A 25424-nucleotide genomic window follows, 5' to 3' on the forward strand; every position below is an offset into this window, starting at 1 on the left:
CGGGGCCTAGGATCGCCGGTATGGACACACCCATAGGCCGGGAGATCGGCGACTTCCTGCGCTCGCGGCGCGCCCGTATCCGGCCGGAGGAGGTCGGGCTGCCCGGCCACGGCAGGCGGCGGGTGCCGGGACTGCGCCGGGAGGAGGTCGCCCAGCTCGCGGGCGTCAGTGTCGACTACTACATCCGTCTGGAGCAGGGCCGCGGCCCGTCGGTCTCGGACGCCGTGCTGGATGCGATCGGACGGGTGCTGCGCCTGGACGACACCGAGCAGGAGTACCTGCGCAAGGTGGCCCGGCCGGGCGCGCGCCGCCCGTCCGCGGGGCCCCGGGCGGCCGCCGACGGTCCCGCGGCCCAGAAGGTCCGCCCCGGCCTGCGGCTGCTCCTGGACACCCTGGACCGGGCCCCGGCGTTCGTCCTCGGCCACCGTATGGACGTGCTCGCCTGGAACGACCTCGGTGACGCCGTCGTCGGCTTCTCGCGGCTGGCGCCCCGGGACCGCAACATTCCGCGTCAGGTGTTCCTCGACCCGCGGGCCCGTGAGACGTACCCGGAGTGGCCGGCGGTGGCCGCGGAGACCGTCGCGCATCTGCGCCTGTACGCCGGCAACCATCCACAGGACCCCCAACTTGCCACGCTCGTGGGCGAGTTGTCGCTCGCGAGCGAGGACTTCCGCCGCCTGTGGGCGGACCACCAGGTCCGGGAGAAGTCCCACGGCGACAAGCGCCTGGTGCACCCCGTGGTCGGCGAACTGGCCCTGCCCTACGAGACGTTGACGGTGGCGGGCGAGCCGGACCAGATGCTGGTCGTCTACACCCCGGAGCCGGGCTCGCGGACGGAGGAGCGGCTGAAGCTGCTGGCGAGCTGGGCGGCGACGCCCGCGGCCCCCCAGGCGTGACGGCACACACCGTACGCACGCACCGCAGGCACCCACCGTGCGGTTACCGTGTCGGGAGAAATACGGAAAACCCGGCACCGTATCGGAGCACGGTGCTTTACGAGGCGGAGAGTGTGGAGTGCACGGCGAATACAAAGTCCCGGGCGGCAAGCTGGTGGTCGTCGATCTGGAGGTCGAGGACGGCCGGCTGAGGAACGTCCGGGTGGCCGGTGACTTTTTCCTGGAACCCGACGAGGCGATCCTGGACATCAACTCCGCGCTGGAAGGCGCCCCGGTCGACACCGACACCGCGGGCCTGAAGAACCGCATCGACATCGCGCTCCCCGAATCGGCGGTGCTCTTCGGTTTCACCAGTGAGAGCGTCGCCGTCGCGGTGCGCCGGGCGCTCGCCCAGGCCACCGACTGGAGCGACTACGACTGGCAGCTCATCCACACCGCGCCCCAGCCGCCGGCCCTCCATATGGCCCTCGACGAGGTCATCACCACGGAGGTGGCGGCGGGCCGCCGGCCGCCCACCCTCCGGGTCTGGGAATGGGACGCCCCGGCCGTCATCATCGGCAGCTTCCAGTCCCTGCGCAACGAGGTCGACGCCGAGGGCGCGGCCCGCCACGGCGTCACGGTGGTGCGCCGGATCTCCGGCGGCGGGGCGATGTTCGCCGAGCCGCAGAGCACCATCACCTATTCCCTCGCGGTGCCCGAGGCCCTGGTTTCCGGACTGTCCTTCGCGGATTCCTACGCCTATCTCGACGACTGGGTGCTCACCGCACTCGGCGACCTGGGAATCAAAGCGTGGTACCAGCCGCTGAACGACATCGCCACCGAACTGGGGAAAGTGGCCGGCGCCGCGCAGAAAAGAATGGTCGGCCCGGGCGGCGGCCCCGGCGCGGTGCTGCACCACGTCACCATGTCCTACGACATCGACGCCGACAAAATGCTCGATGTGCTGCGCATCGGCAAGGAAAAGCTCTCCGACAAGGGGACCAGGAGCGCCAAGAAGCGCGTCGATCCGCTGCGCCGCCAGACCGGACTCCCCCGCGAAGCCGTCATCGAGAAAATGATCGACTCCTTCCGCTCGCGCTACGGCCTCACCCCCGGCGAGGTCACCCCCGAGGAACTCGCCCGCGCCCAGGACCTCGTCCTCGGCAAATTCCAGAACGACGAGTGGACGGCGCGGATTCCCTGAGCCGCCGGCGCCGCGCCGGCCCTCACGGCCGGCGGCGCTAGGTCCTGTCGTCTCAGCGGGCCCGCCGTCGCCGCGGCGAAGACGGTCACCGCGACGGCAAACGCTGACCGGCCGTGGCCGGGCGTTCGCCCGGATGGGCTTTCGCACGGCTGCCTGACGGAGCGTCAGGCGACTCCAGACGGGCGGTTTTCGTTCCGGCCGGCCATCCGCCGCGCAGGTGGCCACGCCTGACGAAGCCTCAGCTCAGCGGCGTGCCCGGCAGCCCGGGGCACACGTCGGACCGGGTGCGCGTCGACCGGGCACGCGGGTACGCCGGGATTCGCAGCCGGAGTTGGGCGATCACGCAGCGTAAGGTCGGGAGCGGCCGGCCGGTCTGGGCGGACCAGTCAGGGAAGGGAGCAGACGATGGCTGACCGGATCGGCGATGTGTGGGGCAAGCGGACCCCCTATCCCGCCGGCGGCAGCTGGCCGCTCCGCGTCGACGCATGCCTGGCGATCCCGCACGACCACGTCGAACGGTGGGTGCCGTCGGTCTGCGTCCTGTGTTCCAACGGCTGCGGGCTGGACATCGCCGTCTCCGACGGCCGCATCGTGGGGGTGCGGGGGCGCGCCCAGGACCGCGTCAACCATGGCCGGCTCGGCCCGAAGGGACTCTTCGGCTGGCAGGCCGGCCACTCGCGGGACCGGCTGCTCCACCCGCAGATGCGGATCGACGGAGCGCTGCGGCAGGTCGACTGGGAGACGGCCATGACGGCCGTGGTCGAGCGTTCGCAGGCCGTCCTCTCCCGGCACGGCCCGCTGGCCATGGCGTTCTACACCAGCGGCCAGCTCTTCGCGGAGGAGCACTACGCCCAGGCACTGATCGCCCGCGGCGGGATCGGCACACCCCATCTGGACGCCAGCACCCGACTGTGCACCGCGACCGCGCAACGGGCGCTGATCGAGAGCTTCGGCAGCGACGGGGACCCCGGCTCGTACACCGACATCGACCACTGCGACACGCTGTTCCTCGTCGGCCACAACGTCGCCGAGAGCCAGACGGTGCTGTGGGCGCGGATGCTCGACCGGTTGCACGGTCCGGACCGCCCGCGGCTGATCGTCGTCGATCCGCGGCTGACACCGACCGCCCGCGCCGCCGACGTGCACCTGCCCGTCCGTCCGGGCACCAACGTCGCCCTGCTCAACGCGCTGCTGCACGAACTGATCCGGAACGACCGGATCGACCGGGCCTTCGTCGACGCCCGCACCACCGGCTTCGCCGAACTGGCCGAGACCGTCGCGGACTATCCCGCCGAGCGGGCCGCCGAGATCTGCGGCGTCCCGGCGCACCTCGTCCGGCGGGCGGCACACCTCATCGGGACCGCCCACCACCTGGTGTCGACCGTCCTCCAGGGCGTCTACCAGTCGCACCAGGCCACCGCGGCCGCCGTGCAGGTCAACAACATCAACCTCGTCCGCGGCATGATCGGGCGGCCCGGGGCCACGGTCTTCCAGATGAACGGCCAGCCCAGCGCCGAGAACGCCCGGGAGGCCGGCGCCGACGGTTCCCTGCCCGCCTTCCTCAACTGGCAGAACGACGCCCACGTCCAGCACCTGGCCGACCACTGGAACGTCGACCCGCTGCGCATCCCCCACTGGGCGCCGCCCACGCCCGCCATGGAGATCTTCCGGCACTGCGAGACCGGTTCGATCAGGTTCCTCTGGATCACCGGGAGCAATCCCGCCGTCTCCCTTCCCGACCTGCACCGCATCCGCGCCGTCCTCGGATCCGAACGGCTCTTCCTGGTCGTCTCCGACGCCTTCCCGACCGAGACCACCGCCCTGGCGGACGTGGTGCTGCCCGCCGCCATGTGGGGCGAGAAGACCGGCTGCGTCACCAACGCCGACCGCACCGTCCACCTGTCCCACAAGGCCGTCGAACCGCCCGGAGAGGCCCGCAGCGACTTCGCCGTCCTGCTCGACTACGCCCGGCGGATGCACCTGACCGACCGCGACGGCGACCCGCTGCTGCGCTGGCACCAGCCGGAGGACGCCTGGCACGACTTCATCGCCCTGACCAAGGGGCGGCCCTGCGACCAGTCAGCGCTCACCTACGAGCGGCTGCGCAGCAGCGACGGTGTGCAGTGGCCCTGCACGGAGTCCGCCCCCGACGGCACCGAGCGCCTCTACACCGACCACCTCTTCCCCACCGCCGCCGACCGCTGCGAGGACTACGGGCACGACCTCGCCACCGGCGCCCGGCACGAGCCCGACGAGTACCGGCTCCACGACCCCGCGGGACGGGCCGTCCTGAAGGCGGCGCACTACCTGCCGCCGCACGAACTCCCGGACGAGGACTACCCGTTGCAGCTGACCCTCGGCCGCAGCGTCTACCACTGGAACACCCGCACCAAGACCGCCCGTGTCCCCGAACTCGTCGACGCGGCACCGGAGGTGTGGGTGGAGCTGCACCCCGACGACGCGCACGGCCGGGACATCGCCGAGGGCGACCTGGTCCGGGTGTCCTCCCGCCAGGGCGAGGTCGAGGCTCCCGCCGTGCTGCGCGGCAGCCGCCCCGGCCTGGTGTTCGTCCCGTTCCACTACGGCTACTTCGACCAGACCGACCCCGACCGGCACAACCGGGCCGCCAACGAACTCACCCACACCGCATGGGACCCGGTGTCCGGACAACCCGTCTACAAGGCCACTCCGGTGCGGCTGACCAAGGTCGCCGACGCCGAAGCCGGCGGCCGGCCGGTCGTCGTCACCGACGCGGGGCTGAACGCCACCGACGGCGCCGGCGGCCCCACCGATGCCACGGAGCCGCAACGATGAAGACGGACAAGGCGGGCGCCCTCCTGCGCGAACTCCACGACGCCGTGACGGACTTGGCGAAGACCTGCCGCAGCGTCGCCGAACGCCAGGCGGCGGACCGCGGCACGTACTACCCGGCCCACACCGTCGCCGCGCAGTGCGACCGGCACGCCGCGCGAATCCGGGCCTGGGGGGAGCTTTTCGAGGTGCGCCTGCACGCCCCGGCGGCCGCGCCCGAGCCGCTGTCCGCGGTACGGGACGCCGTCCGCCACACGTCCGCGGCGTTCCGCGGCGACCGCCCGGAGGCGGGCGTGGCCCTGCTCCACGACCTCTGCCACCTCCACGAGAAGGCGCAGCGCGTCCACATCCACTGGGTGATGCTCGGCCAGGTCGCCCGGGCGCTGCGCGACCGCGCGCTGCTCGCCGAGGCGGCCGCCCTGCACGACGAGACCCGCACCCAGATCAAGTGGATCACCACCCGGATCAGGGAGGCGGCCCCGCAGGCCGTCGCGGTCGCCGACTGACCGGACACCGTGCCTCTCAGTAGTGGCTGTTCATCGCGGTACGCACCTCGGCGAGGGTGGCCTCGGCCACGGCGTTGGCCCGCTCGTTGCCCTCGCGCAGGATGCGGCGGAGCAGGGCGCGGTCCTGCGCGTACGCGGCGCGGCGGGCGCGGAGCGGCGCCAGGTACTCGTTGACCGCCTCGGTCACGGTCCGCTTCAGGGCCGCGGCGCCCGCGGAGCCGATGTCGGCGGCGACCTGCTCGGGTGTCCGGCCCTGGCAGAGGGCCGCCAGGAGGAGCAGCGAGGACACCTCGGGGCGGGTGGCGGGGTCGTAGGTGATGTGGCGCTCGGCGTCGGTCTTCGCGCCCTTGATCAGCCGGGCGGTCTCGTCGGCGCCGGCGGCCAGGGTGAGGGCGTTGCCCCGGCTCTTGCTCATCTTGGTGCCGTCGGTGCCGAGCAGCAGCGGCGCGCTCGACAGCAAGGCGTCGGGCCGGGGGAAGACCGTGGAGCCGTTGCCGTAGCGGTCGTTGAAGCGGCGGGCGACGGTGCGGGTGAGTTCGAGGTGCGGAAGCTGGTCCTGGCCGACCGGGACGAGGTTGGCCTTGCAGAAGAGGATGTCAGCGGCCTGGTGGACGGGGTAGGTGAACATCAGGCCGCTGACGGCCGATTGGCGGGAGTGGCCGATCTCGTCCTTGACGGTGGGGTTGCGGTGGAGTTCGGCGACGGAGACCAGGCTGAGGAAGGGCAGCAGCAGCTGGTTGAGGGCGGGGACGGCGCTGTGTGTGAAGATCGTGCTGCGCGCCGGGTCCACGCCGACGGCGAGGTGGTCCAGGACGAGTTCCTCGACGTACGCGGTCAGGTTCTCGGCCACATCGCGGTCGGTGAGCACCTGGTAGTCCGCGATGAGCACGAACAGCTCCGCGCCGAGGTTCTGCAGCCGTACCCGGTTGTGGAGCGTGCCGAAGTAGTGGCCCAGGTGCAGCCGTCCGGTGGGGCGGTCGCCGGACAGGATCCGGAACTGCCCGGGGTCGGTGCGGATCAGCTCTTCCAGCACCGCGGTGCGTTCCCGCGCGGCCGACGCCCCCAGCCGGTCGGGCGGAAGAGCCGAGGAGGCAGAGGCGGGAGTGGGGGCGGCATGGGCGTCGAGGTCCGCGAGCGGTGCCGTGGTGTTCATGGGGTCTCCTGGTGGTCGGTGGTGCCCGTCGGGACGGCGCCACCCCTGTTCCAGGGGACACGAAAAGGGCCGTCCGTCCGAACGGCCCTTGGTCATGCGTGAGAGGCGGCCGCTCCTACGAGGAGCGCCACCAGCTCAGGCACGACGACGGCTGCATGGGCCCATCATAGGGGCCCGGTGCCGGCCGGCGGCCATGGACGGAGCAGCGGAGCTGCGAATCAGCTGACAGGGACTCACTTTCCCTGTCGGCGGGCCTGCTTCAGTTCGCGGTCGACGGCCCAGGCGTCGGCGACCGGCCCGAGGTGGTCGAGCTTGTCGGGGTTGAGCACCAGGCGGATGGCCTGGATCCGGCCGTCGAGCACGTCGAGGGTCAGGGCCTGGAGCACCCTGCCGTCCCGGTCGTGGAAGAGGGCGCCCGGCTGGCCGTTGATCTCCCGCGGCTCGGCGGTCACCTCGATCCGGGCCAGCCAGGGGAAGACGGAGGCCAGCAGCCGGGCCACGTTGTCGGCGCCGACGACGGCCCGGGCCAGCTGCGGGGTCCGGCCGCCGCCGTCGCCGGCCATCGACACCTCGGCGGCGAGCAGCTCCCGGAGGCCGTCGAGGTCGCCCTCGCGAAGGGCGCCGACGAACCGCGTCGCCAGCTCCTGGCGTTCCTGCCGGTCCGCCGCGAACCGCGGCCGCCCGTCCGCCATATGGCGCCGGGCGCGCACCAGCAGCTGGCGGCACGCCGCCTCCGCACGCCCCACCGCCGCGGCGACCTCGTCGAATCCAAAGCCGAAGACGTCCCGCAGCACGAACACCGCCCGCTCCAGCGGACTGAGCCGCTCCAGCAGCAACAGCGCCGCCATGGACACCGAGTCGGTCAGCTCCGCCGAGCGCACCGGGTCCTGGTACGGATCGCTCAGCAGCGGTTCGGGGAACCACGGGCCCACGTACTCCTCGCGCCGCACCCGCGCGGAGCGCAGCACGTCGATCGAGATCCGGGTCACCGCGGTCGACAGGAAGGCCCTGGTCGAGTCGGGCCGGGTCGACGAGGCGTCGAAGCGCAGCCAGGTCTCCTGCACCGCGTCCTCGGCCTCGCCGACACTGCCCAGAATCCGGTAGGCGATCGAGAACAGCAGCGGCCGCAGCTCCTCGAATTCCTCGACCTTGCTCATGCCGCATCCTCCCCCTGAGGCCCGGCCGCCCGGCGGCGGGTGCCGGCGCGGCCCCGGCCCGGTGATCGTCCGGGCCGTCGGCAGGTCAGAGTAGCGCCCGGGCGCGGGGTCCGGCGGGGCCGCCCCGGCTCCTGGCGGCCCCGGGCCCGCTGCGCGCTACGCGGACTGCAGCTCCCTGACCGCCTGCTTGGACAGGCCGATGCGGGTCAGGGCCGCGGCCAGCCGGGCGTGGTCCTTCGGCGGCACCAAGTCACCGAGGCCGCGCGGGGTGTGCGGCAGGCCCAGTTCCTTCGCCGTCGCGCAGGCCCGCTCGTCGAAGTAGGGGCGCAGCGAGGGCCAGACCGCCTGGGCCTCGCGGCAGAAGATGTCCGCGCCGACCGGCCCGATCCGGGGGACCTCCCTGAGCAGTTCCCGGAGCTTCGCCCGGTCGCCGTCGGCCTCCTCCCGCATCCGCCGGAGGTCGCCGTGCCAGCGGTCCAGCACCAGGTCCGCCCCTTTGGCCAGGGCGGTCGCGGTGCTCTCGTCGTAGCGGACATAGTGGGCCCGGCCCAGGGCGTCGACCCGGTCCTGCCAGGCGGAGTCGGCCATCGCCCGTGGTGTGCGCCAACCCGCCGTGAACAGCTCGCGGGCGGCGTCGGTGGCGATCTCGGCCTTGATCCGGATCGAGCACAGCACCGTGAGGACCAGCAGCTGATACAGCGGTGCGGGCTTGTCGCGGAGCGTGATGCCGGCTTCCTCGGCGAAGGTCCGGCCGTGGTCGGACAGCAGCTCGGAGACGATCTCGGTGGTCTTCGCGGTTGTCTTCATGGCGCACCTCTGTCTTCATGGTGCACCTCGCGTCGGGCGGGCGCCGGGCGGGCGCCCCGCTCCCCCGCAGGGCGCCGCCCGGCCCCGTTCAGCGCTGCAGAGCGGGGACGACGCTCGCGCCGTAGCCGTCGATGACCTGCTCGCGGGCGTCGTGCATGGCGTAGAGCGCGAACTGGTCGACGCCCAGGGCCTTCAGCCGGCGCAGCTTGTCGATGTGCTGTTCGGCGGTGCCGATGAGGCAGAAGCGGTCGACGATCTCGTCGGGGACGAAGGCGGTGTCCGGGTTCCCGGCGCGGCCGTGGTGGGCGTAGTCGTAGCCGTCGCGTTCCTTGATGTAGGCGGTGAGGGCCTCGGGGACGGCGGCGGAGTGCTCGCCGTAGCGGGCGACGAGGTCCGCGACGTGGTTGCCGACCATGCCGCCGAACCAGCGGCACTGCTCACGGGCGTGGGCCAGCGCGGCGGGCGAGGCGTCGTCGGTGAGGTAGGCGGGCGCGGCCACGCAGACCGTCACCGACGACGGGTCGCGGCCGGCGGCGGTCGCGGCGTCCCGGACCGCCTTGACCATCCACTCCGTCAGATACGGGTCGGCGAGCTGGAGGATGAAGCCGTCGGCCTCCCGGCCGGCCAGGGCGAGCGCCTTGGGCCCGTACGCGGCCATCCACACCGGCAGGCGGCCGTCCCGTACCCAGGGGATGCGCAGGGTGCGCCCGTCCACCTCGGCCTCCCGGCCCTCCGCCAGTTCGCGGATGACGCGGGTCGCTTCCCCCAGCGTGGCCAGCGTGTTCGGCTTCCGGCCGGCCACCCGCATCGCCGAGTCGCCGCGGCCGATGCCGCACACCGTGCGGTTGCCGAACATGTCGTTGAGCGTGGCGAAGGTCGAGGCGGTCACCTCCCAGGTGCGGGTGCCCGGGTTCGTCACCATCGGTCCCACGACAAGGTCGGTGGTGTGTTCCAGGATCTGGCTGTAGATGACGAAGGGCTCCTGCCAGAGCACCGACGAGTCGAAGGTCCAGCCGTAGCGAAAGCCCTTGCTCTCCGCGCGCCGCATCAACTCGACGACCGTCGATGCGGGCGGGTCCGTCTGCAGGACGATTCCGAAATCCACGGTGGGGCCTCCTAGTGCAGGTACTGACAGGTGGCGCGCGGCATGTACTGGCCATGGCCGGCGCGCCCGGTGAACTTCCGCTGGTCGATGACGAGTTCGCCGCGCGACAGGACGGTCTCCACCCGGCCGGTGACGCGCTTGCCCTCGTATGCGGAGTAGTCGACGTTCATGTGGTGGGTGGCCGCCGAGAGGACCTGCTCGGCGGTCGGGTCGTAGACGACCACGTCCGCGTCGGCGCCGGGGGCGATGGTGCCCTTCTTGCCGTACAGGCCGAACATGCGGGCCGGGGTGGCGCAGGCGATCTCGATCCAGCGGCGGCGGGTGAGGTGCCCGTCGACGACCGCCTGGTGGAGCAGGTCCATGCGGTTCTCCACGCCGGGCAGACCGTTGGGGATCTTGGAGAAGTCGTCGCGGCCCAGCTCCTTCTGGCCGGCGAAGCAGAACGGGCAGTGGTCGGTGGAGACCACCTGGAGGTCGTCGGTGCGCAGGGCGCGCCACAGCGCCGCCTGGTGCTCACGGGGCCGCAGCGGGGTGCTGCACACGTACTTGGCGCCCTCGAAGTCGGGCTCGGCGAGGTTGTCCGTGGAGAGGTAGAGGTACTGCGGGCAGGTCTCCCCGAAGACGGGAAGTCCCAGGTCCCGGGCGGCGGTCAGCTCCGCGACGGCCTCCTGCGCCGCCACGTGGACCACGTACAGCGGGGCGCCGGCGACCCGCGCGAGCTGGATCGTGCGGTGCGTCGCCTCTGCCTCCAGCAGCGCCCGGCGCACCTCGCCGTGGTGGCGGGGTTCGGTCTCGCCCCGTTCCAGTGCCTGGCGCACCAGTACGTCGATGGCGATGCCGTTCTCGGCGTGCATCATGATCAACCCGCCGTTGTCGGCGGCGCGTTGCATCGCCCGCAGGATCTGCCCGTCGTCGCTGTAGAAGACGCCCGGGTAGGCGGTGAAGAGCTTGAACGAGGTCACGCCCTCGCCCACGAGCGCGTCCATCTCCCGCAGCGTCGAGGCGTTGACGTCGGAGAGGATCATGTGGAAGCCGTAGTCGATGGCGCACTGGGCGTCGGCCTTGGCGTGCCAGAGGTCCAGTCCCTCGCGCAGTGACTGGCCCACCGACTGGATGGCGAAGTCGATGATGCTGGTGGTGCCGCCCCAGGCCGCCGCCCGGGTCGCGGACTCGAAGGTGTCGGACGAGACCGTCCCGCCGAACGGCATCTCGATGTGCGTGTGGACGTCGACGCCGCCCGGGATGACGTACTTGCCCGTCGCGTCGATGACGCGGTCGGCGGTCCACTCCTGTGTGCCGGAGGAGGCGACGGCCACGATGCGGCCGCCCTCGATCAGAACGTCCGCGTGCATTTCCTCGGCGGCGGTGATCACCAGTCCGCCCCGGACGACCGTACGGCTCATCTCGGCTCCCTACCTGACGGCACGTCAAAGCTGGTCTACACCCGTAGATTCCGGACGGGAAGCAGACACCGTAGAAGCATGTCACCCAAGGTGGCAATACCGTGACGAAGGATCAGCCGGCGGTTGGATGTCGGGGCGGCGGTCAGCCGGGTGGTTGAACGGGGCGCGCGAGGGTTCGGGGGCCGGGGCCGGGAGGGGTGCGGGGGTGGCCGGATGGGCAGGTAACAGACTCCGGAACCCACAACTTCGAAAGTCATTGCGGAACCACACCTTCACAATCGGCACGAGGGACGTCAAAAAGCGCACAGATGACGTCAGAAAGGCGATGCGTCATGGAGCAGAGCACACCGTGGGAGTTCTCCGACGACCGCGGGCGCCTGGTGGTGGCCGGAGCACGGCCGGAACGGATCGTGGCGTACATACAGGCGGGAGCCACGCTGTGGGACCACGGCATCCGTCCGGTGGGCCTGTTCGGCTCCCAGCACGACGGGGTGGCGGCCGACCCGGCCAAGGCCGGCGAGCTGCCGCTGGCCGAGATCGGCTACCTCGGCTCGGGCACCGCACTGCACCCGGACACCCTGCTGGCGGCCCGCCCGGACCTCGTGGTGGCGGTGACCTACGACGGCGAGCAGGTCTACGGACTGGAGGCGAAGACCGCACGGGAGGTGGAGGAAAAGGTCCCGGTGGCCACCGTCGCGGTGGGCCCGGGCCGCAGCCTGGCCGAGGTCCGGGAGCGCTTCGCGGCGCTGGCCGGCTCCCTGGGACAGGGCGAACCACTCACCATGGCACGGGAGTTGGACGCAGCAGAGGACGCGCTGCGGCAGGCGACCGGCGGCCCGGTCCGCCCGCGGGTGGTGGCACTGTCCCCCGCCGGGCCGGACAAGGTGCACCTGGCCCGGCCGGGCACCTGGCCGGACCTGCGGGCGCTGGCCGAGCACGGTGTCGAGCTGCCCGAGCCGGTGGCGGGCGCCGGCAGCAACTGGTCGACGGTCGGCTGGGCGGAGGCCGCCGCGCTCGCCCCGGACGTCGTCCTGATCGACGTACGGGCCAACGCCGCCCGGGTCGAGGCGCTGCGCACGGACGAGAACTGGCGGGCGCTCGAGGCCCGTGTGCGGCTGCTGCCGTGGAACCCGGAGGCACCGGTCAGCCGGCGCGCGCACACCCGCTTCTTCACCGAGGTGGCCGACGCGGTGCGGGCGGCCGCCGGCCGGAGATAGCGCCGGGAGGCCCGCGGTGCGCCGGGCGGGGACGGCACCCGGCGGCCCCGCCCCGGACGCCCCCTACGGCCGGTCCCCCGCGAGTTGATGCTGCGTCCACCGCAGGGCGTCGGCGAGCAGTTCCGCTCCCTGCTCGGCCTCGGCGACGGTGAGCGTCAGCGGCGGGCTGATGCGGAGCGCGGCGCCGCCCTGGCCGCCCTTGCCGAGCAGCAGCCCGCGCTCCCGGGCCGCCTCCAGCACCAGCGCGGCGGCCTCCGGCGCCCGCTCGTCGGTGCCCGGCCGGACCAGCTCGACCCCGATCATCAGGCCCCGGCCGCGGACCTCCCGCACCACGTCCAGGCCCGCCGCGACGGCCCGCAGCCGCTCGATGAGCAGGCCGCCGACCCGCCGGGCGTTGCCCTGGAGGTCGTGTTCGAGGAGGTAGCCGAGGTTGGCCAGGCCCGCGGCCATGGTGATCGGGCTGCCGCCGAAGGTCGAGATGGAGTTGGCCGGCAGGCAGTCCATGATCTCGGCGCGGGCCACCACCCCGCCGAGGGACATTCCGTTGCCGATGCCCTTGGCGAAGGTGAGCACGTCGGGCGGGCCGTTCCCGGCGTGCGCCTGCCAGCCCCAGAAGTGGTCGCCGGTGCGTCCCCAGCCGGTCTGCACCTCGTCGCTGATCCACAGGATGCCCTCGCGGGCCAGCACCTCGCGGAACGCCGCGTACAGCCCGTCCGGCGGGGCGGTGAACCCGCCGACGCCCTGCACCGGTTCGGCGATCAGCGCGGCGACGCCGCCCGCGGTCTGCTGGAGCATGTCCTCCAGGTCCGCCACGCAGGCGGCGATGTACTCCGCGTCGTCCAGGTGCGCGTACGGGCCGCGGGAGCGCACCCCGCCGTGGACGTAGAGGGTCTGCAGCGGCGAGAGGCTGGTGGGCGACCAGCTCTGGTTGCCGGTGATGCCGACGGTGGAGAAGGACCGGCCGTGGTAGCTGTTGCGCATCGCCAGGACCTGGTTGGAACGGCGGTGGGTGGTGGCCAGCAGCAGCGCGGTGTCGTTGGCCTCGGTGCCGGAGGTGGTGAAGAAGACCCGGGCGTCGGGGATGCCGGAGAGCGCGGCGATCCGCTCGGCCAGCTCGACCATGGGACGGGAGAGGTAGAGCGTGGAGGTGTGCAGGATCCGGCCGGCCTGCTCGGCGACGGCCTCGGTCACCTCGGGCAGGGCGTGCGCCGTCATGGTGGTGAGGATGCCGCCGAAGAAGTCGAGGTAGCGGTTGCCCTCGGCGTCCCAGACGTACCGGCCCTCGCCGTGGGTGAGCTCCAGCGGGTGGTCGTAGTAGAGGCTCAGCCAGGACGGCATCACGGCCCGGTGGCGGGCGTGCAGGCTTCCCGGGTCGGGCGTCACGGCTGGACCAGCCCTTCGTACGCGTCGGGGCGGCGGTCGCGGTAGAACGCCCACTGCCGGCGGACCTCGTCGATCAGGCCGAAGTCCAGGTCGCGGACGACCAGTTCCTCCTGGGAGTCGCCGGCCGGCTCGCCGACGAACTGGCCGCGCGGGTCGACGAAGTAGCTGGTGCCGTAGAACTCGTTGTCGCCGTACTCCTCCACGCCGACGCGGTTGATGGCGGCGACGAAGTACTCGTTGGCGACGGCCGCGGCGGGCTGCTCCAGCTTCCACAGGTAGCCGGACAGGCCGCGTGAGGTGGCGGAGGGGTTGTAGACGAGCTGGGCGCCGTTGAGGCCCAGTTGGCGCCAGCCCTCGGGGAAGTGGCGGTCGTAGCAGATGTAGACGCCGATCCGGCCGACGGCGGTGTCGAAGACCGGCCAGCCGACGTTGCCCGGGCGGAAGTAGTACTTCTCCCAGAAGCCCTTGACCTGCGGGATGTGGTGCTTGCGGTACTTGCCGAGGACGGTGCCGTCGGCGTCGATGACGGCCGCGGTGTTGTAGTAGAAACCGGACTGCTCGACCTCGAAGACCGGCACGACGATCACCATCCCGGTCTCCCGGGCGAGGTCCTGCATCCGGCGCACGGTCGGGCCGTCCGGCACCTGCTCGGCCCAGCGGTAGTGCTCCGGCTCCTGGACCTGGCAGAAGTACGGGGCGTTGAAGACCTCCTGGAAGCCGATCACTTTCGCGCCCTGCGCGGCCGCCGCCCGGGCGTGCTCCTCATGCTTCGCGATCATCGATTCGGTGTCGCCGGTCCAGGTCGCCTGGACCAGTGCGGCACGCACAACATCGGCCATGGGCTGCTCCTTTGTCGCTGCGTCGGCCCGCCGCGCGTGGATGTCTACGCGTGTGGAGGCGACCGTAAGCCGCGTCACGGACCGTGGCAAGACCATCTGGCGGAGCGGCGCGGCGGGTGGAGCCGGTCAGGGCGCGGTGGGGAGGCCGGCGGCGCGCAGGGCGTGGGCGAGGTCGTGGTGGCGGTCCCGGGAGACGGCACGCGCCGCGGCCAGCAGCAGCGGCCCGAGGGTGCCGGGGTCCACCTCGGCCAGCGCGGCCGCCTCCTCGGGGGTGCGGGACCGAGCCACCCCGGCCAGCAGTTCCCGGGCCTGGCCGGAGCGGCCCAGGTCGAGCAGGGCCAGCGCGGTCGCCGCGACCTCGGCCACGGGGCGGGCCACGCTCTGCCGGAGCAGCGTCGTACCGTCGGCGGGGCGACCCGCGGCGGCCAGCGCGTCGGCGGCGGCGGCGAGCCCGGCGGGCGGCAGACCGGCCGCCTCCCAGAGCAGGACCGGGACGTCGGAGGCGAGGCCGACGTCCTCCAATGCGGCGAGGAGAAGGGGGAGTTCGGGAGCCGGGCGGCTCGCGGCGGCGCACAGTTCGGCGTGTGCGGGGCCGGTCGCGCCGGTCGAACGGAGCCGGGCGAGGCGGTGCGCGGTGGCGGTGGCGAAGCGACGGGCCTCGGGTCCGGGGTCGGGGGGCGGGGCGTCGTCGGGTGCACCACTCTTCGCGTCCGGCGCGGCGTACGCCCCGGCGAAGCGGGCGCCGCGCGGGGCCGGTCGGGGCGCGGCGGCGGGCTGCGCCGCGGGCGGCTCGACGGGCACCGGGTCGGCGGACGACGGCCCGTCCGGCAGCTCCAGCCCGGCGAACCGCGCACCCCGGGGGCGGGCCGCCCGTGCCGCGCCCCGGTGGCGGACGGCTTCGGCGGGCGGCTCGGGCGCGGCCTCGACGGGTAAGTCCGGGACGGCTTCGGCGACTGGCCGCGGGACGGCTTCGATGGGTGCACCCGGGACGGTTTCCGCGAGTGGTCCCGGGACGCCCGCCGCGGCGTCGGACACCGGGCCCGGCCGGTCCGGCAGCGCCGCCAGGCGGGCCCGCAGTTCCTGCACCCGGGCCTGCGCGCGGGCCAGGTCGTCCCGGGCCCAGGCCAGTTCCCGGGAGAGCCGCACCCCCTCGGGCGGGTCGACGGCGGTCCGGGCGGCGGCCTCCAGTTCGCGGGCGTGCCGGGCGGCCCGCTGTTGCTCGCGGAGCATCAGCTCCAGCCGCTCCCGGAGGGCGGGTCGGCTGCCGGGCCGGGCGTCGTGGTCGGCGACCGCGCGAGCGTGCAGCAGTCTGGCGCGCGGCTCCGCGGTGCGTACCGCCCGCTCACCATGGCGCGCCGCGAGATCGCGCAGCAGTGACTCCACCACGTCCCAGGGCGGCACCTCCCGGCCCTCCAGGCAGGCTCGCAGGCCCTCCGGATCGCGCCGCGCGAAGACCCCGTACCACCCGGCAGCCGGGTCGAGCAGCCGCCCGAGACCGGTCAGGTACCGGGCGAACTCCGCGACGGGCGAGAGGAGTTGGGTGTCCGTCATGCCGTGCCCTCCCCTGCGGACCGGACTTCTCCGGCCTGCCCGCATTGGACACCAGGCATGTTTCGGGGAGGGTGACGTGCGTGCTACGAGAGCTTTTCCGAATCCTCAGGCCGCACGCGCTCCACGCCGGTCCCGCGAGTCACAGCAGGTGATCCGCCTTGCCCGCCTTCACGTCCCGGATCAACGTACGCAAGGCCTCTATCGAGTCGGTGAGGTAGCGATCCTCCTGGCCGTTGACGGCGATATAGGCATTACCGTCGGCGTCGGTGCCGATCCTGAAGCAGTTGTTGCCCTCGCCACAGAACGGGGCTTCCCAGGTGATGTCAGACATTCGGTCTCCTACAGTTGGCACGCGATGGCGTGAATGAAGTCCCGTGACCGCTCGGACGTCAGAGCGTTCTCCGCCATCCAGTCAAGGTGTGCTCGGTACTTGGCGAGTTGAGCCTCGGCGTGGGTAAATTCCGGCCCGTGCGCGGAGTCGAGCACCACCGTTCTCACGCTGCACGCGCTCCACGCCGGTCCCGCGAGTCACAGCAGGTGATCCGCCTTGCCCGCCTTGACGTCCCGGATCAGCGTACGCAGGGCCTCTATCGAGTCGGTGAGGTAGCGATCCTCCTGACCGTTGACGGCGATGTACGCATTACCGTCGGCGTCGGTGCCGAACCTGAAGCAGTTGCCAGAGTCCTGGCAGAAGGGGGTGTCCCATTTGATGTCTGACATGAACGGGCTCCTAGAGTTGCCGCGCGATGGAGTGGATAAGGTCACGTGTCTTGTCCGGCGACAGCGCCATACGTTGCATCTGGTCCAACTGGAGCCGGTACTTGCGGAGCTGGGCCTCCATATGGAGGAATTCCGCAACGGTTGTCCGGTCCAGCTGGACCGTGTCCAAGCAGGGCACCTCACCCCGGGCGTACAGGATGGCCTGCCCTGAACCGGGAAACGCTCCGGCCGAGAACGGGATCGCCTGGACCGTGACATTGTTTCTTTCCGTCATGTCCAGGAGATGACGCAGCTGCTCACGCATAACCTCCCGCCCTCCGACTTCGATCCGGAGCGCAGCCTCGTGAATTATGGCGGTGTAGGTCGGCGCTTCCGTACGTTCAATGGCACGACACCTTTGAGTACGGTGCGACACTCGGGCCTTCAGTTCATCCGCAGGGAGGGCTGGGACAGCCGCCTGAAACAGCGCGTGCGCGAACGCCTCGGTCTGGAATGGTCCCGGGAGGTGCGTCATCGTGTTCATGCGCAAGGCGCGCGCATGCCATTCAAGTTCCGCAATGTCCATAAAAGTCGGCGGCAGGACACCTCGATACGCCTCCCACCAGCCGTTGGATCGTTCAGCAGCCATACGCGCGAGCGCGTCGACCAACTCGTCATCCGCACAGTCATAGTTGCAGGCGAGCCGACGCACACGTTCAGGGCTGATTCCGTGCCGACCGGCCTCCGTACTCGTGATAACCGTTCGCTTCGTGGCCAGCACCGCAGCCGCCATCTCGGTGGACAGTCCGGCTGACTCGCGCAACTTCCGCAGCTCGGCACCCAATCGCTGCTGACGGGCAGTGGGATTACTCCTCGGCGGCATCGGATTCCTCTCCGTACATGCGACCCAGTGTGCCCCGCCTCAAGATCCTGAGCCAATCCCCCTCAGCAGTCCGGTAGCACATGTACCCCCGATGTCCTACGCTCGGTATCGCGCAAGCCACACACCGCAACCGCCGGAAGCGCACCGCGCGAGCGTGCCCGCCTGCCCTGGGGCGGGGGCGTTCGCACCCAGGGAGGCAGGCCACCGGCACGGTCGGGAGCACGTGCGCACCCAATCACCCGACACCAACGAGGTGTTCAACCATGCCCGTCATCCCCTTTCCATGCCCGTCACCGCCTCCGCTCGCCACACCCGCGCCGCGACGGCCGCGCATCCCCACCACCCCCTCCCACTGGCTCTTCCCGGGTACCCCTGCCTCCGTGCGACGGGCCCGTCGGGCCGTCGGGCAGGCACTGCCCGCCGACAGCTCCACGCAACTGGCCGACGACATCGCCCTGTTGACGTCCGAACTCGTCACCAATGCCGTGCGGCATGGAACCCGGTACGACGAAGAGCAGCTGGTCGAGCTGATTCTCTGGCCCGCCGACGGCCACTACTGGCTGGCGGTGTCCGACCCGGGAGAAGGGAGGCCCACCGTCGGAATGCCCACGCCTGACGCCCGTCACGGCAGGGGGCTGACTCTTGTCGACGCGGTCTCCGCCGCCTGGGCGGTCGTGCCGCGCCACCCCGGCGGGAAGTCCGTCGTCGCCGGGGTCCGGCTGCACGGCGGGTGACACGGGCGACACCCGACAGGGAAACTTGCAAGTTTTACTTGCAAGTTTCCCTGTCGACCTCCTAGGCTCGAACCATGCCCGACAAGAATCAGGAACGGCTCGCCACCGACCTCGGCGCGACCGTGTCCCTGCTGATGCGCCGGCTGCGCGCCGCGTCGCCGCAGGGCGAACTGACCCCCACCCAGCGCGCGGTGCTCGCGCGGATCGACGCCGACGGACCGGCCACGATCGCGGCCCTGGCCCGCGCCGAACTGGTGCGCCCGCAGTCGATGCGAGTGACCGTCGGCGCGCTGGAGGAGCAGCGGATACTCGCCCGCAGCCCGCACCCCACCGACGGCCGCCAGGTGGTCTTCTCGCTCACCGACGAGGGCCGCCGGGTGCTCCGCGACGTCCGCGCCGCCAAGAACGACTGGCTCGCGGTGGCCATCGCCGGCCGGCTGACCGGCGACGAACAGCGGACGCTGGCCGAGGCGACCGCGCTGATCCGACGGCTGACCGAGGAATGAGCGCCCCCGACGCCCCGGACCGGGCCCCCGACCGCACCGCCGAACGGGCCGGCGGGTCCCGCGAACTCCCTTCCGGCGAGCCCGGTTTCGGCGCCCGCCTGATGACCCCGCTACTGCTGGGGTCGCTCCTCAACCCCATCAACTCGACGATGATCGCCACCGCGCTGGTGGCCATCGGCCGGGACTTCCGGGTCGGCGCCGCCGACACCGCCTGGCTGGTCTCGGCGATGTACCTCGCCAGTGCGGTGGGGCAGCCCTCGCTGGGCCGGGTCGCCGACCGGATCGGGCCGCGGCGGGTCTTCGTCGGCGGCGCCCTCGCGGTCTGCGCGGCGGGCGTCCTCGGGGCGCTGGCGCCGACCTTCACCCTGCTGATCGTCTCCCGGATCGTGCTCGGCGCCGGCACCGCGGCGGCCTACCCGGCGGCGATGGCGCTGCTGCGCGCCGAGTCGCGGCGGGTGGGCCGGCCCACGCCCCGGACGGTGCTCGGCCGGATCTCGCTGGCCGCGCTGGCCAGTGCGGCGGTCGGCCCCACCCTCGGCGGGCTGCTCGCCGTGACGGCGGGCTGGCGCGCGGTCTTCGCGGTCAACGTCCCGCTCGCGCTACTGGCGCTGGCCGGCGCCCTGGCCTGGCTCCCGGCCGACCGGGACACCCGGGCGGCGGCCGCGTCCGACGAGGCCGGCGGCCCGGCCCGGGGCTCCCTCGACCCGTTCGGCATCGCGCTCTTCGCCTCCGCGCTGACCTGCGCGATGTTCTTCCTGCTGCGGCTGGACGCGCCGCGCTGGCCGCTGCTCGCGCCGACCGCGGTACTGGCCGCCGTCCTGGTGTGGTGGCAGCTGCGCCACCCGCAGCCCTTCCTCGACCTGAGGATGCTGGCCCGCAACCGCCCGCTGGTGCTGACCTACCTGCGGCACGGGCTGGCCTATCTGCTCATCTACTGCGTCCTGTACGGCTTCAGCCAGTGGCTGGAGCAGGCGCACGGCTTCTCGTCCTTCCATGCCGGGCTGGTGATGCTGCCGATGTCCGGCGCGGCCGCGGTCTGCTCGCTGGCCGGGGCCCGGACGAAGGGCGTCCGCGCGCCGCTGGCGATCGCCGCGGTCTGTCTGATCGCGGGCAGCGCGGTCTTCCTGCTGCTGCGCGGCACCACTGCGCTGCCGGTGCTGCTGGTCGCCGCGGCGCTGTTCGGCATCCCCCAGGGCCTGGCCGCCACCGGCAACCAGGCCGCCGTCTACGCCCAGGCACCGGCCGACGGCGTGGGCGCGGCCGCCGGACTCCAGCGCACCGCCCAGTACCTCGGCGCGATCACCGCGGCCAGCCTGATCGGGCTGGTGTACGGGCCGCGCGCCACCGACGCGGGGCTGCACGCCATCGCGCTGACCGGCGTGGCCCTCGGCGTGCTGCTGCTCGCCCTCACCCTCGCCGACCGGGGCCTGCGCACGACCGGCCACCGGGCCCTCGGCTGATCACGCCACGACAGTCGCTCCCAACCACCGTCCCCCTCAACGACCGCTTCCCCCAACTACACTTCCCCACCCAGGAGTTACCGTGACCGCCACCGCCCTCGACCCGACCTCCGCGCTCGTGCTGATCGACCTTCAGAAGGGCATCACCGCGCTGCCCACCGTCCACCCCGCCGACGAGGTGGTGGCCCGCGGGGCCCGGCTGGCGGCGGCGTTCCGCGCCCGCGGGCTGCCGGTGGTGCTGGTGAACGTCACCGGCGGGGCGCCGGGCCGCACCGAGGCCGGGCGGGCCGGCGGCGCCGGCACGCCGCCGGCCGACTGGGCGGAGTTGGTCCCCGAGCTGGACCGGCAGCCGGGCGACCTGCTCGTCACCAAGGAGCGGTGGGGCGCCTTCCACGGCACCGGGCTGGACGCGGAGCTGCGCCGGCGCGGCGTCACCCAGCTCGTGTTCGGCGGGATCGCCACCAGCATCGGGGTGGAGTCCAGCGCCCGGGCCGCGCACGAGCACGGCTACCACGTAACCGTCGCCACCGACGCGGTGACCGACCTCGACGCGGACGCGCACCGCAACAGCGTGCAGCGGATCTTCCCGCGGCTGGGCGAGACCGACACCACGGAGGCGCTCATCGGCCTTCTGGGCTGACGCCGGCGGTCGGCGCGGGGTGCCCGTCGGGGCGCCGCTCGTGCCATCGCAGGGCGTCCTGGAGCTGGGCGGCCAGCGAGATCAGCCGGGGTTCGGCGTGTGCCGGGCCGAGCAGCTGGGCGCCCAGCGGCAGCCCGTCGGTGCTGAAGCCGGCCGGGACGCTGAGGCCGGGCCAGCCCAGCACGTTCCACGGCCAGGCGTACGGGCAGGCCGCGATCATGGCCTTGTCGGTCTGCCAGCCGCTGAGCCGGGCGAGGGTGCCGACGCGCGGCGGCGGGGTCGCGGTGGTCGGCGTCAGCAGGACGTCGTAGCGGCCGAACAGCATGCCGATGCGGCGCTGTTGCCGCCGCTCCACGGCCCGGGCGCGGCGCAGCGGCGGGCCGCCGAGGAGCCGGCCCAGCCGGGCCGCCCCCTGGGTGCGGCGGTCCAGCAGCCGCGGGTCGGGGACCCGGGTGGCCCATTCGCCGACGCCGGCCGTGGCGCGCGGGACGAAGGCCAGCCCGACCAGCCCGTAGTCCGGTTCGGCCTCCTCGACGAAGTGGCCGAGGCCGGCGAGGGTGCGGGCCACCGCGGTCACCGCGTCCCGGACGTCGGGGTGCAGCGGTTTGCGGGTGAAGGTGGCGGCGGGCTTCCAGGAGAGCGCGATGCGCAGCCGCCCGGGGTCGCGGCCGGCCGCCTCCTGGGCCGCGATGCCCGGCGGCCGGTGCAGGTCCCCGGCGTGGTTGCCGCTGGCGGCGTCCAGCAGGAGGGCGGCGTCCTCGACGGTGCGGGCCAGCGGGCCGATGCCGGTGATGCCCTGGAACGCCTCCGGGTCCGGCCAGGTGGAGATGCGGCCGCGCTGGGGTTTGATGCCGACGAGGTGGGACCAGGCGGCGGGGATCCGGACCGAGCCGGCGCCGTCGGTGCCGAGCGCGGCCGGGACCATTCCGGCGGCGACCGCGGCGGCCGAGCCGCCGGAGGAGCCGCCGGGGGTGTGCGCGAGGTTCCAGGGGTTGCGGGTCGCGCCGAAGGCCGGGCCCTCGGTGAACGGCCACTGGCCCAGTTCGCAGGCGTTGGTCTTGCCGACGATGACCGCGCCGGCCGCGCGCAGCCGCCGGACCACCTCGGCGTCGTGCTGCTTGGGCGGGAACTCCCCGGCGCAGCCGAACGCGGTGGGTTCGCCCGCCACGTCGGTGTCGTCCTTGACCGCGATCGGCACGCCGAGCAGCGGCAGCCGCTCGCCGGCGGCGAGCCGGCGGTCCGCCTCGGCGGCCTCGGCGAGCGCCGCCTCGGACCGGATCCGACGGAAGGCGTTGACGGTGTCCTGGGTGGCCGCGATGCGGTCCAGGCAGCGCTGCGCCAGGGCGACGGCGGTGACCCGTCCTTCGGCCAGGGCGCGGGCCTGTTCGGTGAGGCCCTCCCACTGTCCGTCCAGGCTCCCCGAAGGGGCGGCGGGCCCCGGGCGGCGGGGGCGTTCCGGGGACGGCCCGGTCCGGCGTTCCTCGTTCTCGTCGACGCTCACGGTGCGTGCCCTCCCTGGGACCGCTCATTCGAACGAACGGTCCCAGGAGGCTAATCGGCACCGTGGGGAGCGGCAACGACGCCGCGCGGCGCGACACATCGACGACACACGGACGGCACACACCGCCGTCCGGGTGTCGGCGGTGTTGCCGACTGGGCGCCCACGTGGGGCTGTTACGGCACCGGGCGGACGACCATCGCGGAGCCGCCGCCGCGGCGGACCTTCTCGGCCGCGGCGAGCCAGCGGCCGTCCGGCAGCCGCTGGACGCCGGTGGCGGCGCCGATCTCCGGGTTCAGCTTGAAGGTGTGGCCGAGGGCTTCGAGTTGCCTGCGGAGGGGGCTGTTCCACAGGGCCGGTTCGAGTTCGGTGGCGGCGGCGTTGCGCTGGCTGGCGCGTGGTGCGGCGATGGCGTCCACCAGCGGCATACCGCGGTCGAGGTGGTTGAGGAGGGTCTGCAGCACGGTGGTGATGATGGTGGCTCCGCCGGGCGAGCCCAGCGCCAGCACGGGCTGCCCGTGGCGCAGCACGATGGTCGGGGAGATGGACGAGCGGGGCCGCTTGCCGGGGCCGGGGAGGTTCGGGTCGGGGACGGCCGGGTCGGCGGGCGCGAAGGAGAAGTCGGTCAGCTCGTTGTTGAGCAGGAAGCCGCGGCCGGGGACGGTGATGCCGCTGCCGCCGGTCTGCTCGATGGTGAGGGTGTAGGAGACGATGTTGCCCCACTTGTCGGCGACGGTGAGGTGGGTGGTGTTCTCGCCCTCGTAGGTGGTGGGGGCGGCCCGGCCGGTGGTGCCGCAGGGCTTCGGGTGGCGCGGGTCGCCGGGGGCGAGCGGGCTGGTGAGGGCCTTGTGGTCGTTGATCAGGCACTCACGGGAGGTGGCGAACCGCTTGGAGGTCAGGCCCTTGACCGGGACGTTCACCTGGGCCGGGTCGCCGACCCAGCGGCCGCGGTCGGCGAAGGCGATCCGGCTGGCCTCGATGTAGCGGTGCAGGTACTGCTGCTCGGTCAGGTGCGAAAGGCCGGTCTTCTCCAGGATGTTGAGCGCCTCGGCGATGCTGGTGCCGCCGGAGGAGGACGGGGCCATGCCGTAGACGTCCAGGCCGCGGTAGGTGGTGTGGGTGGGCGCGTGGCCGATCGTGGCGTAGGCGCGGAGGTCGGCGGCGGTCAGGTGGCCGGGGCGGACCTTGCGGGTGCTGCCGGGGCGGACCGGCGGGCGCTGGACGGTGCGGACGACGTCCCGGCCGATCGCGCCGTGGTAGAGCGCGCCGACGCCCTGCTGCCCCAACTCGCGGTAGGTGCGGGCGAGATCGGGGTTCTTCAGCGTCGAGCCGACGGCCGGGAGCTTGCCGCCGGGCAGGAAGAGGGCGGCGGTGGCCGGGAAGTCGCGGAAGCGGGCTTCGTTGTCGGCGGTCTGCCGGCGGAAGGTCGGATCGACGGTGAAGCCGTCGGCGGCGAGCTTCTCGGCGGGCTTGAGGACCTGTGCCAGGGGGCGGCTGCCCCACTTCTTCAGGGCGGTGTCCCAGGTGGCGGGGGTGCCGGGGGTGCCGATGCTGAGGCCGCTGGTGACGGCGTCGGCGAACGGTATCGGCTTGCCGTGCTCCAGGAAGAGGTCCTTGGTGGCGGTGCGGGGGGCGGTCTCGCGGCCGTCGAGGGTGCGGACGGTCTTGGACTTGGCGTCGTAGTAGACGAAGTAGCCGCCGCCTCCGACGCCGGCGGAGTAGGGCTCGGTGACGCCGAGGGCGGCGGCGGTGGCGACCGCGGCGTCGACGGCGTTGCCGCCCTTGCGGAGCACCTCGATGCCGGCGGCGGAGGCGTCCGCGTCGACGCTGGCGACCGCCCCGCCGTAGCCGACGGCGACCGGGGTCTTGGCGGGGGCGGCGGTGCCGGCCGGGGGTGCCGCGGTGCGGGCGGCGGCCGGGACCGCCATCAGGGAGCCGGCCAGTGCGGCCGTGACTCCCAGGACGGTGAGACGTCGGGCGTTGGTCATACCTGGGGTTCCTCCTAGGGCGGTGCAAAGGGGGCGGCAGGGGCCGGAGCCTACCGGGGGCAACAGCGCGCCGACAGGGGGTATTTCGGGGACCGGCGGCCGCCCGGCGAGGACGGTGCGCGGGTCCGGGCGGTTCGGGGACGAGCCGCCCGTGCCCGCCCTATCCGCACGGACCGGGGCAAGGGGTACGGCCCGACGGCCCGCCATCGAACACCCGCCCGACAGCGGCTACGCTCGCCCGCCATGGACGACACCCTGCTGCTCCTCCTGACCGCGGCGGTGGCCCTCCTCGTGGGGCTGGCCGCCGGCTGGGCCGGGCTCTCCGCCGTCACCCGCCGCAAGCTCACCCGCGAACAGGGCTTCTTCGGACTGCCCGACGGTTCCGAGTGCGTCCTGGTCACCCACCGGGACAGCGCCTCGGCGCAGTGGAGCATCCCGCGGCACGACGCGCTGGCGCTGCTGGGGCTGGCCTCGGTCATCGAGAACTGCGGCGCGCACCCGGAGGTCGCCCCGCACGACACCGGGCTCCAGGGCTTCGGGGCACGTACCGAGTTCTGCGTCGGCGACCCGACCGTGCACCGCCGGCTCGCCGCCCATCTGGCGAGCCTGCTGCCGGGCGTCGCGGTCCACCCGGGTGACGCGACCGGTGCCGGCCGGGGCACGTTCACCATCGGTGGGACGGCGTACCGGATGGAGCCGGGGGCGGTGGAGTACGTACTGCTGGCCCGGGTGACGGGCGGGGAGGGCGGCCGGCCGGTGTTCCTGGCGGCCGGTCAGCGGCCGGTCACCCACCGGGCCGCGGTCCGCCATCTGGTCCGCAACCGGGCCAGGCTGGCCCGCCGGCACGGCACGGACGGGCAGTTCGCGCTGCTGCTGAAGGTGGTCAACTCGCAGGCGTACGGGCCCGATGTGGTGGAGCTGGTGGCCGATGTCAGCAAGCCGGCGCTGGCGCCGGCGGAGACCAAGGGGCAGCACCGGGCGACCGCCTGAGGCGGCCTCACCGAC

General features: G+C 73.0%; 24 protein-coding genes. 10 read left to right on the forward strand and 14 right to left on the reverse strand.

The genetic code is table 11. The features are described 5' to 3' along the window. Positions 1 to 20 precede the first annotated feature (20 nt). The 4 genes from B073_RS0107655 to B073_RS0107670 all read left to right on the forward strand — a co-directional run bounded on the left by B073_RS0107655 (position 21) and on the right by B073_RS0107670 (position 5396). The gene (locus B073_RS0107655; RefSeq protein ID WP_018537493.1) at positions 21 to 896 is read left to right on the forward strand and encodes a helix-turn-helix transcriptional regulator; all 876 of its coding nucleotides are present in this window, start codon (positions 21 to 23) and stop codon (positions 894 to 896) included. A gap of 118 nt (positions 897 to 1014) precedes the next feature. After that, positions 1015 to 2079, forward strand: a complete 1065-nt coding sequence (locus B073_RS0107660; RefSeq protein WP_018537494.1) for a lipoate--protein ligase family protein — start codon at positions 1015 to 1017, stop codon at positions 2077 to 2079. Between the two features lie 405 nt (positions 2080 to 2484). Beyond that, positions 2485 to 4893 (forward strand): molybdopterin oxidoreductase family protein, encoded by a 2409-nt coding sequence (locus B073_RS0107665; RefSeq protein WP_018537495.1) that lies wholly within the window; start codon positions 2485 to 2487, stop codon positions 4891 to 4893. Continuing rightward, complete coding sequence (locus B073_RS0107670; RefSeq protein ID WP_018537496.1) at positions 4890 to 5396, forward strand: hypothetical protein; 507 nt, start codon at positions 4890 to 4892, stop codon at positions 5394 to 5396. Before B073_RS0107665 ends, B073_RS0107670 begins: the two co-directional genes overlap by 4 nt. A 16-nt stretch (positions 5397 to 5412) precedes the next feature. On the opposite strand, the gene trpS is transcribed toward B073_RS0107670, so the two are convergent. From trpS to hydA, 5 genes are all read right to left on the reverse strand, one after another. Continuing rightward, on the reverse strand, positions 5413 to 6549 hold the full coding sequence (gene trpS, locus B073_RS0107675) for a tryptophan--tRNA ligase (protein ID WP_018537497.1): 1137 nt from the start codon (positions 6547 to 6549) through the stop codon (positions 5413 to 5415). Positions 6550 to 6782: 233 nt separating this feature from the next. Further along, positions 6783 to 7706: an RNA polymerase sigma-70 factor gene (locus tag B073_RS0107680; protein WP_018537498.1), complete on the reverse strand. Its 924-nt coding sequence runs from the start codon at positions 7704 to 7706 to the stop codon at positions 6783 to 6785. Positions 7707 to 7862: 156 nt separating this feature from the next. Then, entirely contained in the window at positions 7863 to 8513 is a 651-nt protein-coding gene (locus tag B073_RS0107685) for a hypothetical protein (protein WP_018537499.1), read from the reverse strand. 88 nt (positions 8514 to 8601) lie between these two features. Continuing rightward, a complete protein-coding gene (locus B073_RS0107690; protein WP_018537500.1) occupies positions 8602 to 9618 on the reverse strand; it encodes a TIGR03842 family LLM class F420-dependent oxidoreductase in 1017 nt (338 codons plus the stop codon). Between the two features lie 11 nt (positions 9619 to 9629). Continuing rightward, positions 9630 to 11021, reverse strand: a complete 1392-nt coding sequence (gene hydA, locus B073_RS0107695) for a dihydropyrimidinase (protein WP_018537501.1) — start codon at positions 11019 to 11021, stop codon at positions 9630 to 9632. A gap of 332 nt (positions 11022 to 11353) precedes the next feature. Between hydA and B073_RS0107700 the strand changes: the two genes are divergently transcribed. Continuing rightward, positions 11354 to 12238: an ABC transporter substrate-binding protein gene (locus B073_RS0107700; protein WP_018537502.1), complete on the forward strand. Its 885-nt coding sequence runs from the start codon at positions 11354 to 11356 to the stop codon at positions 12236 to 12238. A gap of 63 nt (positions 12239 to 12301) precedes the next feature. On the opposite strand, the gene B073_RS0107705 is transcribed toward B073_RS0107700, so the two are convergent. The 7 genes from B073_RS0107705 to B073_RS0107735 all read right to left on the reverse strand — a co-directional run bounded on the left by B073_RS0107705 (position 12302) and on the right by B073_RS0107735 (position 17593). Further along, complete coding sequence (locus B073_RS0107705) at positions 12302 to 13621, reverse strand: aminotransferase class III-fold pyridoxal phosphate-dependent enzyme (protein ID WP_018537503.1); 1320 nt, start codon at positions 13619 to 13621, stop codon at positions 12302 to 12304. Continuing rightward, a complete protein-coding gene (locus tag B073_RS0107710; protein ID WP_018537504.1) occupies positions 13618 to 14460 on the reverse strand; it encodes a nitrilase-related carbon-nitrogen hydrolase in 843 nt (280 codons plus the stop codon). The genes B073_RS0107705 and B073_RS0107710 overlap by 4 nt, the downstream gene beginning before the upstream one ends. 126 nt (positions 14461 to 14586) lie before the next feature. Continuing rightward, positions 14587 to 16011, reverse strand: a complete 1425-nt coding sequence (locus tag B073_RS0107715; RefSeq protein WP_018537505.1) for a hypothetical protein — start codon at positions 16009 to 16011, stop codon at positions 14587 to 14589. Positions 16012 to 16150: 139 nt separating this feature from the next. Next, the gene (locus B073_RS0107720) at positions 16151 to 16342 is read right to left on the reverse strand and encodes a hypothetical protein (protein ID WP_018537506.1); all 192 of its coding nucleotides are present in this window, start codon (positions 16340 to 16342) and stop codon (positions 16151 to 16153) included. 8 nt (positions 16343 to 16350) lie between these two features. Then, complete coding sequence (locus B073_RS47605) at positions 16351 to 16509, reverse strand: Scr1 family TA system antitoxin-like transcriptional regulator (protein WP_018537507.1); 159 nt, start codon at positions 16507 to 16509, stop codon at positions 16351 to 16353. Positions 16510 to 16539: 30 nt separating this feature from the next. Next, a complete protein-coding gene (locus B073_RS0107730) occupies positions 16540 to 16731 on the reverse strand; it encodes a hypothetical protein (RefSeq protein ID WP_018537508.1) in 192 nt (63 codons plus the stop codon). 10 nt (positions 16732 to 16741) lie between these two features. Next, the gene (locus tag B073_RS0107735) at positions 16742 to 17593 is read right to left on the reverse strand and encodes a helix-turn-helix domain-containing protein (protein WP_026247168.1); all 852 of its coding nucleotides are present in this window, start codon (positions 17591 to 17593) and stop codon (positions 16742 to 16744) included. Between the two features lie 380 nt (positions 17594 to 17973). On the opposite strand from B073_RS0107735, the gene B073_RS0107740 reads away from it, so the two are divergent. The 4 genes from B073_RS0107740 to B073_RS0107755 all read left to right on the forward strand — a co-directional run bounded on the left by B073_RS0107740 (position 17974) and on the right by B073_RS0107755 (position 20933). Further along, on the forward strand, positions 17974 to 18327 hold the full coding sequence (locus B073_RS0107740) for an ATP-binding protein (protein WP_018537510.1): 354 nt from the start codon (positions 17974 to 17976) through the stop codon (positions 18325 to 18327). Positions 18328 to 18401: 74 nt separating this feature from the next. Next, the gene (locus B073_RS0107745; RefSeq protein WP_018537511.1) at positions 18402 to 18833 is read left to right on the forward strand and encodes a MarR family winged helix-turn-helix transcriptional regulator; all 432 of its coding nucleotides are present in this window, start codon (positions 18402 to 18404) and stop codon (positions 18831 to 18833) included. Beyond that, positions 18830 to 20293 (forward strand): MFS transporter, encoded by a 1464-nt coding sequence (locus tag B073_RS0107750; protein ID WP_018537512.1) that lies wholly within the window; start codon positions 18830 to 18832, stop codon positions 20291 to 20293. The genes B073_RS0107745 and B073_RS0107750 overlap by 4 nt, the downstream gene beginning before the upstream one ends. 82 nt (positions 20294 to 20375) lie before the next feature. Further along, positions 20376 to 20933 carry an isochorismatase family protein gene (locus B073_RS0107755; RefSeq protein ID WP_018537513.1) on the forward strand — a complete coding sequence of 186 codons (558 nt, stop codon included), beginning with the start codon at positions 20376 to 20378 and terminating at the stop codon, positions 20931 to 20933. On the opposite strand, the gene B073_RS0107760 is transcribed toward B073_RS0107755, so the two are convergent. Both B073_RS0107760 and ggt read right to left on the reverse strand, forming a co-directional pair. After that, positions 20914 to 22434 carry an amidase gene (locus B073_RS0107760; RefSeq protein WP_018537514.1) on the reverse strand — a complete coding sequence of 507 codons (1521 nt, stop codon included), beginning with the start codon at positions 22432 to 22434 and terminating at the stop codon, positions 20914 to 20916. The genes B073_RS0107755 and B073_RS0107760 overlap by 20 nt on opposite strands. Before the next feature lie 173 nt (positions 22435 to 22607). Then, a complete protein-coding gene (gene ggt / locus B073_RS0107765; RefSeq protein WP_018537515.1) occupies positions 22608 to 24419 on the reverse strand; it encodes a gamma-glutamyltransferase in 1812 nt (603 codons plus the stop codon). Between the two features lie 243 nt (positions 24420 to 24662). Between ggt and B073_RS0107770 the strand changes: the two genes are divergently transcribed. Continuing rightward, positions 24663 to 25409 carry a hypothetical protein gene (locus B073_RS0107770; protein WP_018537516.1) on the forward strand — a complete coding sequence of 249 codons (747 nt, stop codon included), beginning with the start codon at positions 24663 to 24665 and terminating at the stop codon, positions 25407 to 25409. Positions 25410 to 25424: the final 15 nt, after the last annotated feature.

The sequence above is a fragment of the Streptomyces sp. MspMP-M5 genome (assembly GCF_000373585.1).
Classification (GTDB): domain Bacteria; phylum Actinomycetota; class Actinomycetes; order Streptomycetales; family Streptomycetaceae; genus Streptomyces.

Bases quoted from the DNA above. Each gene is read 5' to 3' on its own strand.
- B073_RS0107655 (WP_018537493.1), top strand. From the start codon at position 21: ATGGACACACCCATAGGCCGGGAGATCGGCGACTTCCTGCGCTCGCGG.
- B073_RS0107665 (WP_018537495.1), top strand. From the start codon at position 2,485: ATGGCTGACCGGATCGGCGATGTGTGGGGCAAGCGGACCCCCTATCCC.
- B073_RS0107670 (WP_018537496.1), top strand. From the start codon at position 4,890: ATGAAGACGGACAAGGCGGGCGCCCTCCTGCGCGAACTCCACGACGCC.
- trpS (WP_018537497.1), bottom strand. From the start codon at position 6,549: ATGAACACCACGGCACCGCTCGCGGACCTCGACGCCCATGCCGCCCCC.
- B073_RS0107680 (WP_018537498.1), bottom strand. From the start codon at position 7,706: ATGAGCAAGGTCGAGGAATTCGAGGAGCTGCGGCCGCTGCTGTTCTCG.
- B073_RS0107685 (WP_018537499.1), bottom strand. From the start codon at position 8,513: ATGAAGACAACCGCGAAGACCACCGAGATCGTCTCCGAGCTGCTGTCC.
- hydA (WP_018537501.1), bottom strand. From the start codon at position 11,021: ATGAGCCGTACGGTCGTCCGGGGCGGACTGGTGATCACCGCCGCCGAG.
- B073_RS0107700 (WP_018537502.1), top strand. From the start codon at position 11,354: ATGGAGCAGAGCACACCGTGGGAGTTCTCCGACGACCGCGGGCGCCTG.
- B073_RS0107710 (WP_018537504.1), bottom strand. From the start codon at position 14,460: ATGGCCGATGTTGTGCGTGCCGCACTGGTCCAGGCGACCTGGACCGGC.
- B073_RS0107715 (WP_018537505.1), bottom strand. From the start codon at position 16,011: ATGACGGACACCCAACTCCTCTCGCCCGTCGCGGAGTTCGCCCGGTAC.
- B073_RS0107720 (WP_018537506.1), bottom strand. From the start codon at position 16,342: ATGTCTGACATCACCTGGGAAGCCCCGTTCTGTGGCGAGGGCAACAAC.
- B073_RS0107730 (WP_018537508.1), bottom strand. From the start codon at position 16,731: ATGTCAGACATCAAATGGGACACCCCCTTCTGCCAGGACTCTGGCAAC.
- B073_RS0107735 (WP_026247168.1), bottom strand. From the start codon at position 17,593: ATGCCGCCGAGGAGTAATCCCACTGCCCGTCAGCAGCGATTGGGTGCC.
- B073_RS0107745 (WP_018537511.1), top strand. From the start codon at position 18,402: ATGCCCGACAAGAATCAGGAACGGCTCGCCACCGACCTCGGCGCGACC.
- B073_RS0107750 (WP_018537512.1), top strand. From the start codon at position 18,830: ATGAGCGCCCCCGACGCCCCGGACCGGGCCCCCGACCGCACCGCCGAA.
- ggt (WP_018537515.1), bottom strand. From the start codon at position 24,419: ATGACCAACGCCCGACGTCTCACCGTCCTGGGAGTCACGGCCGCACTG.
- B073_RS0107770 (WP_018537516.1), top strand. From the start codon at position 24,663: ATGGACGACACCCTGCTGCTCCTCCTGACCGCGGCGGTGGCCCTCCTC.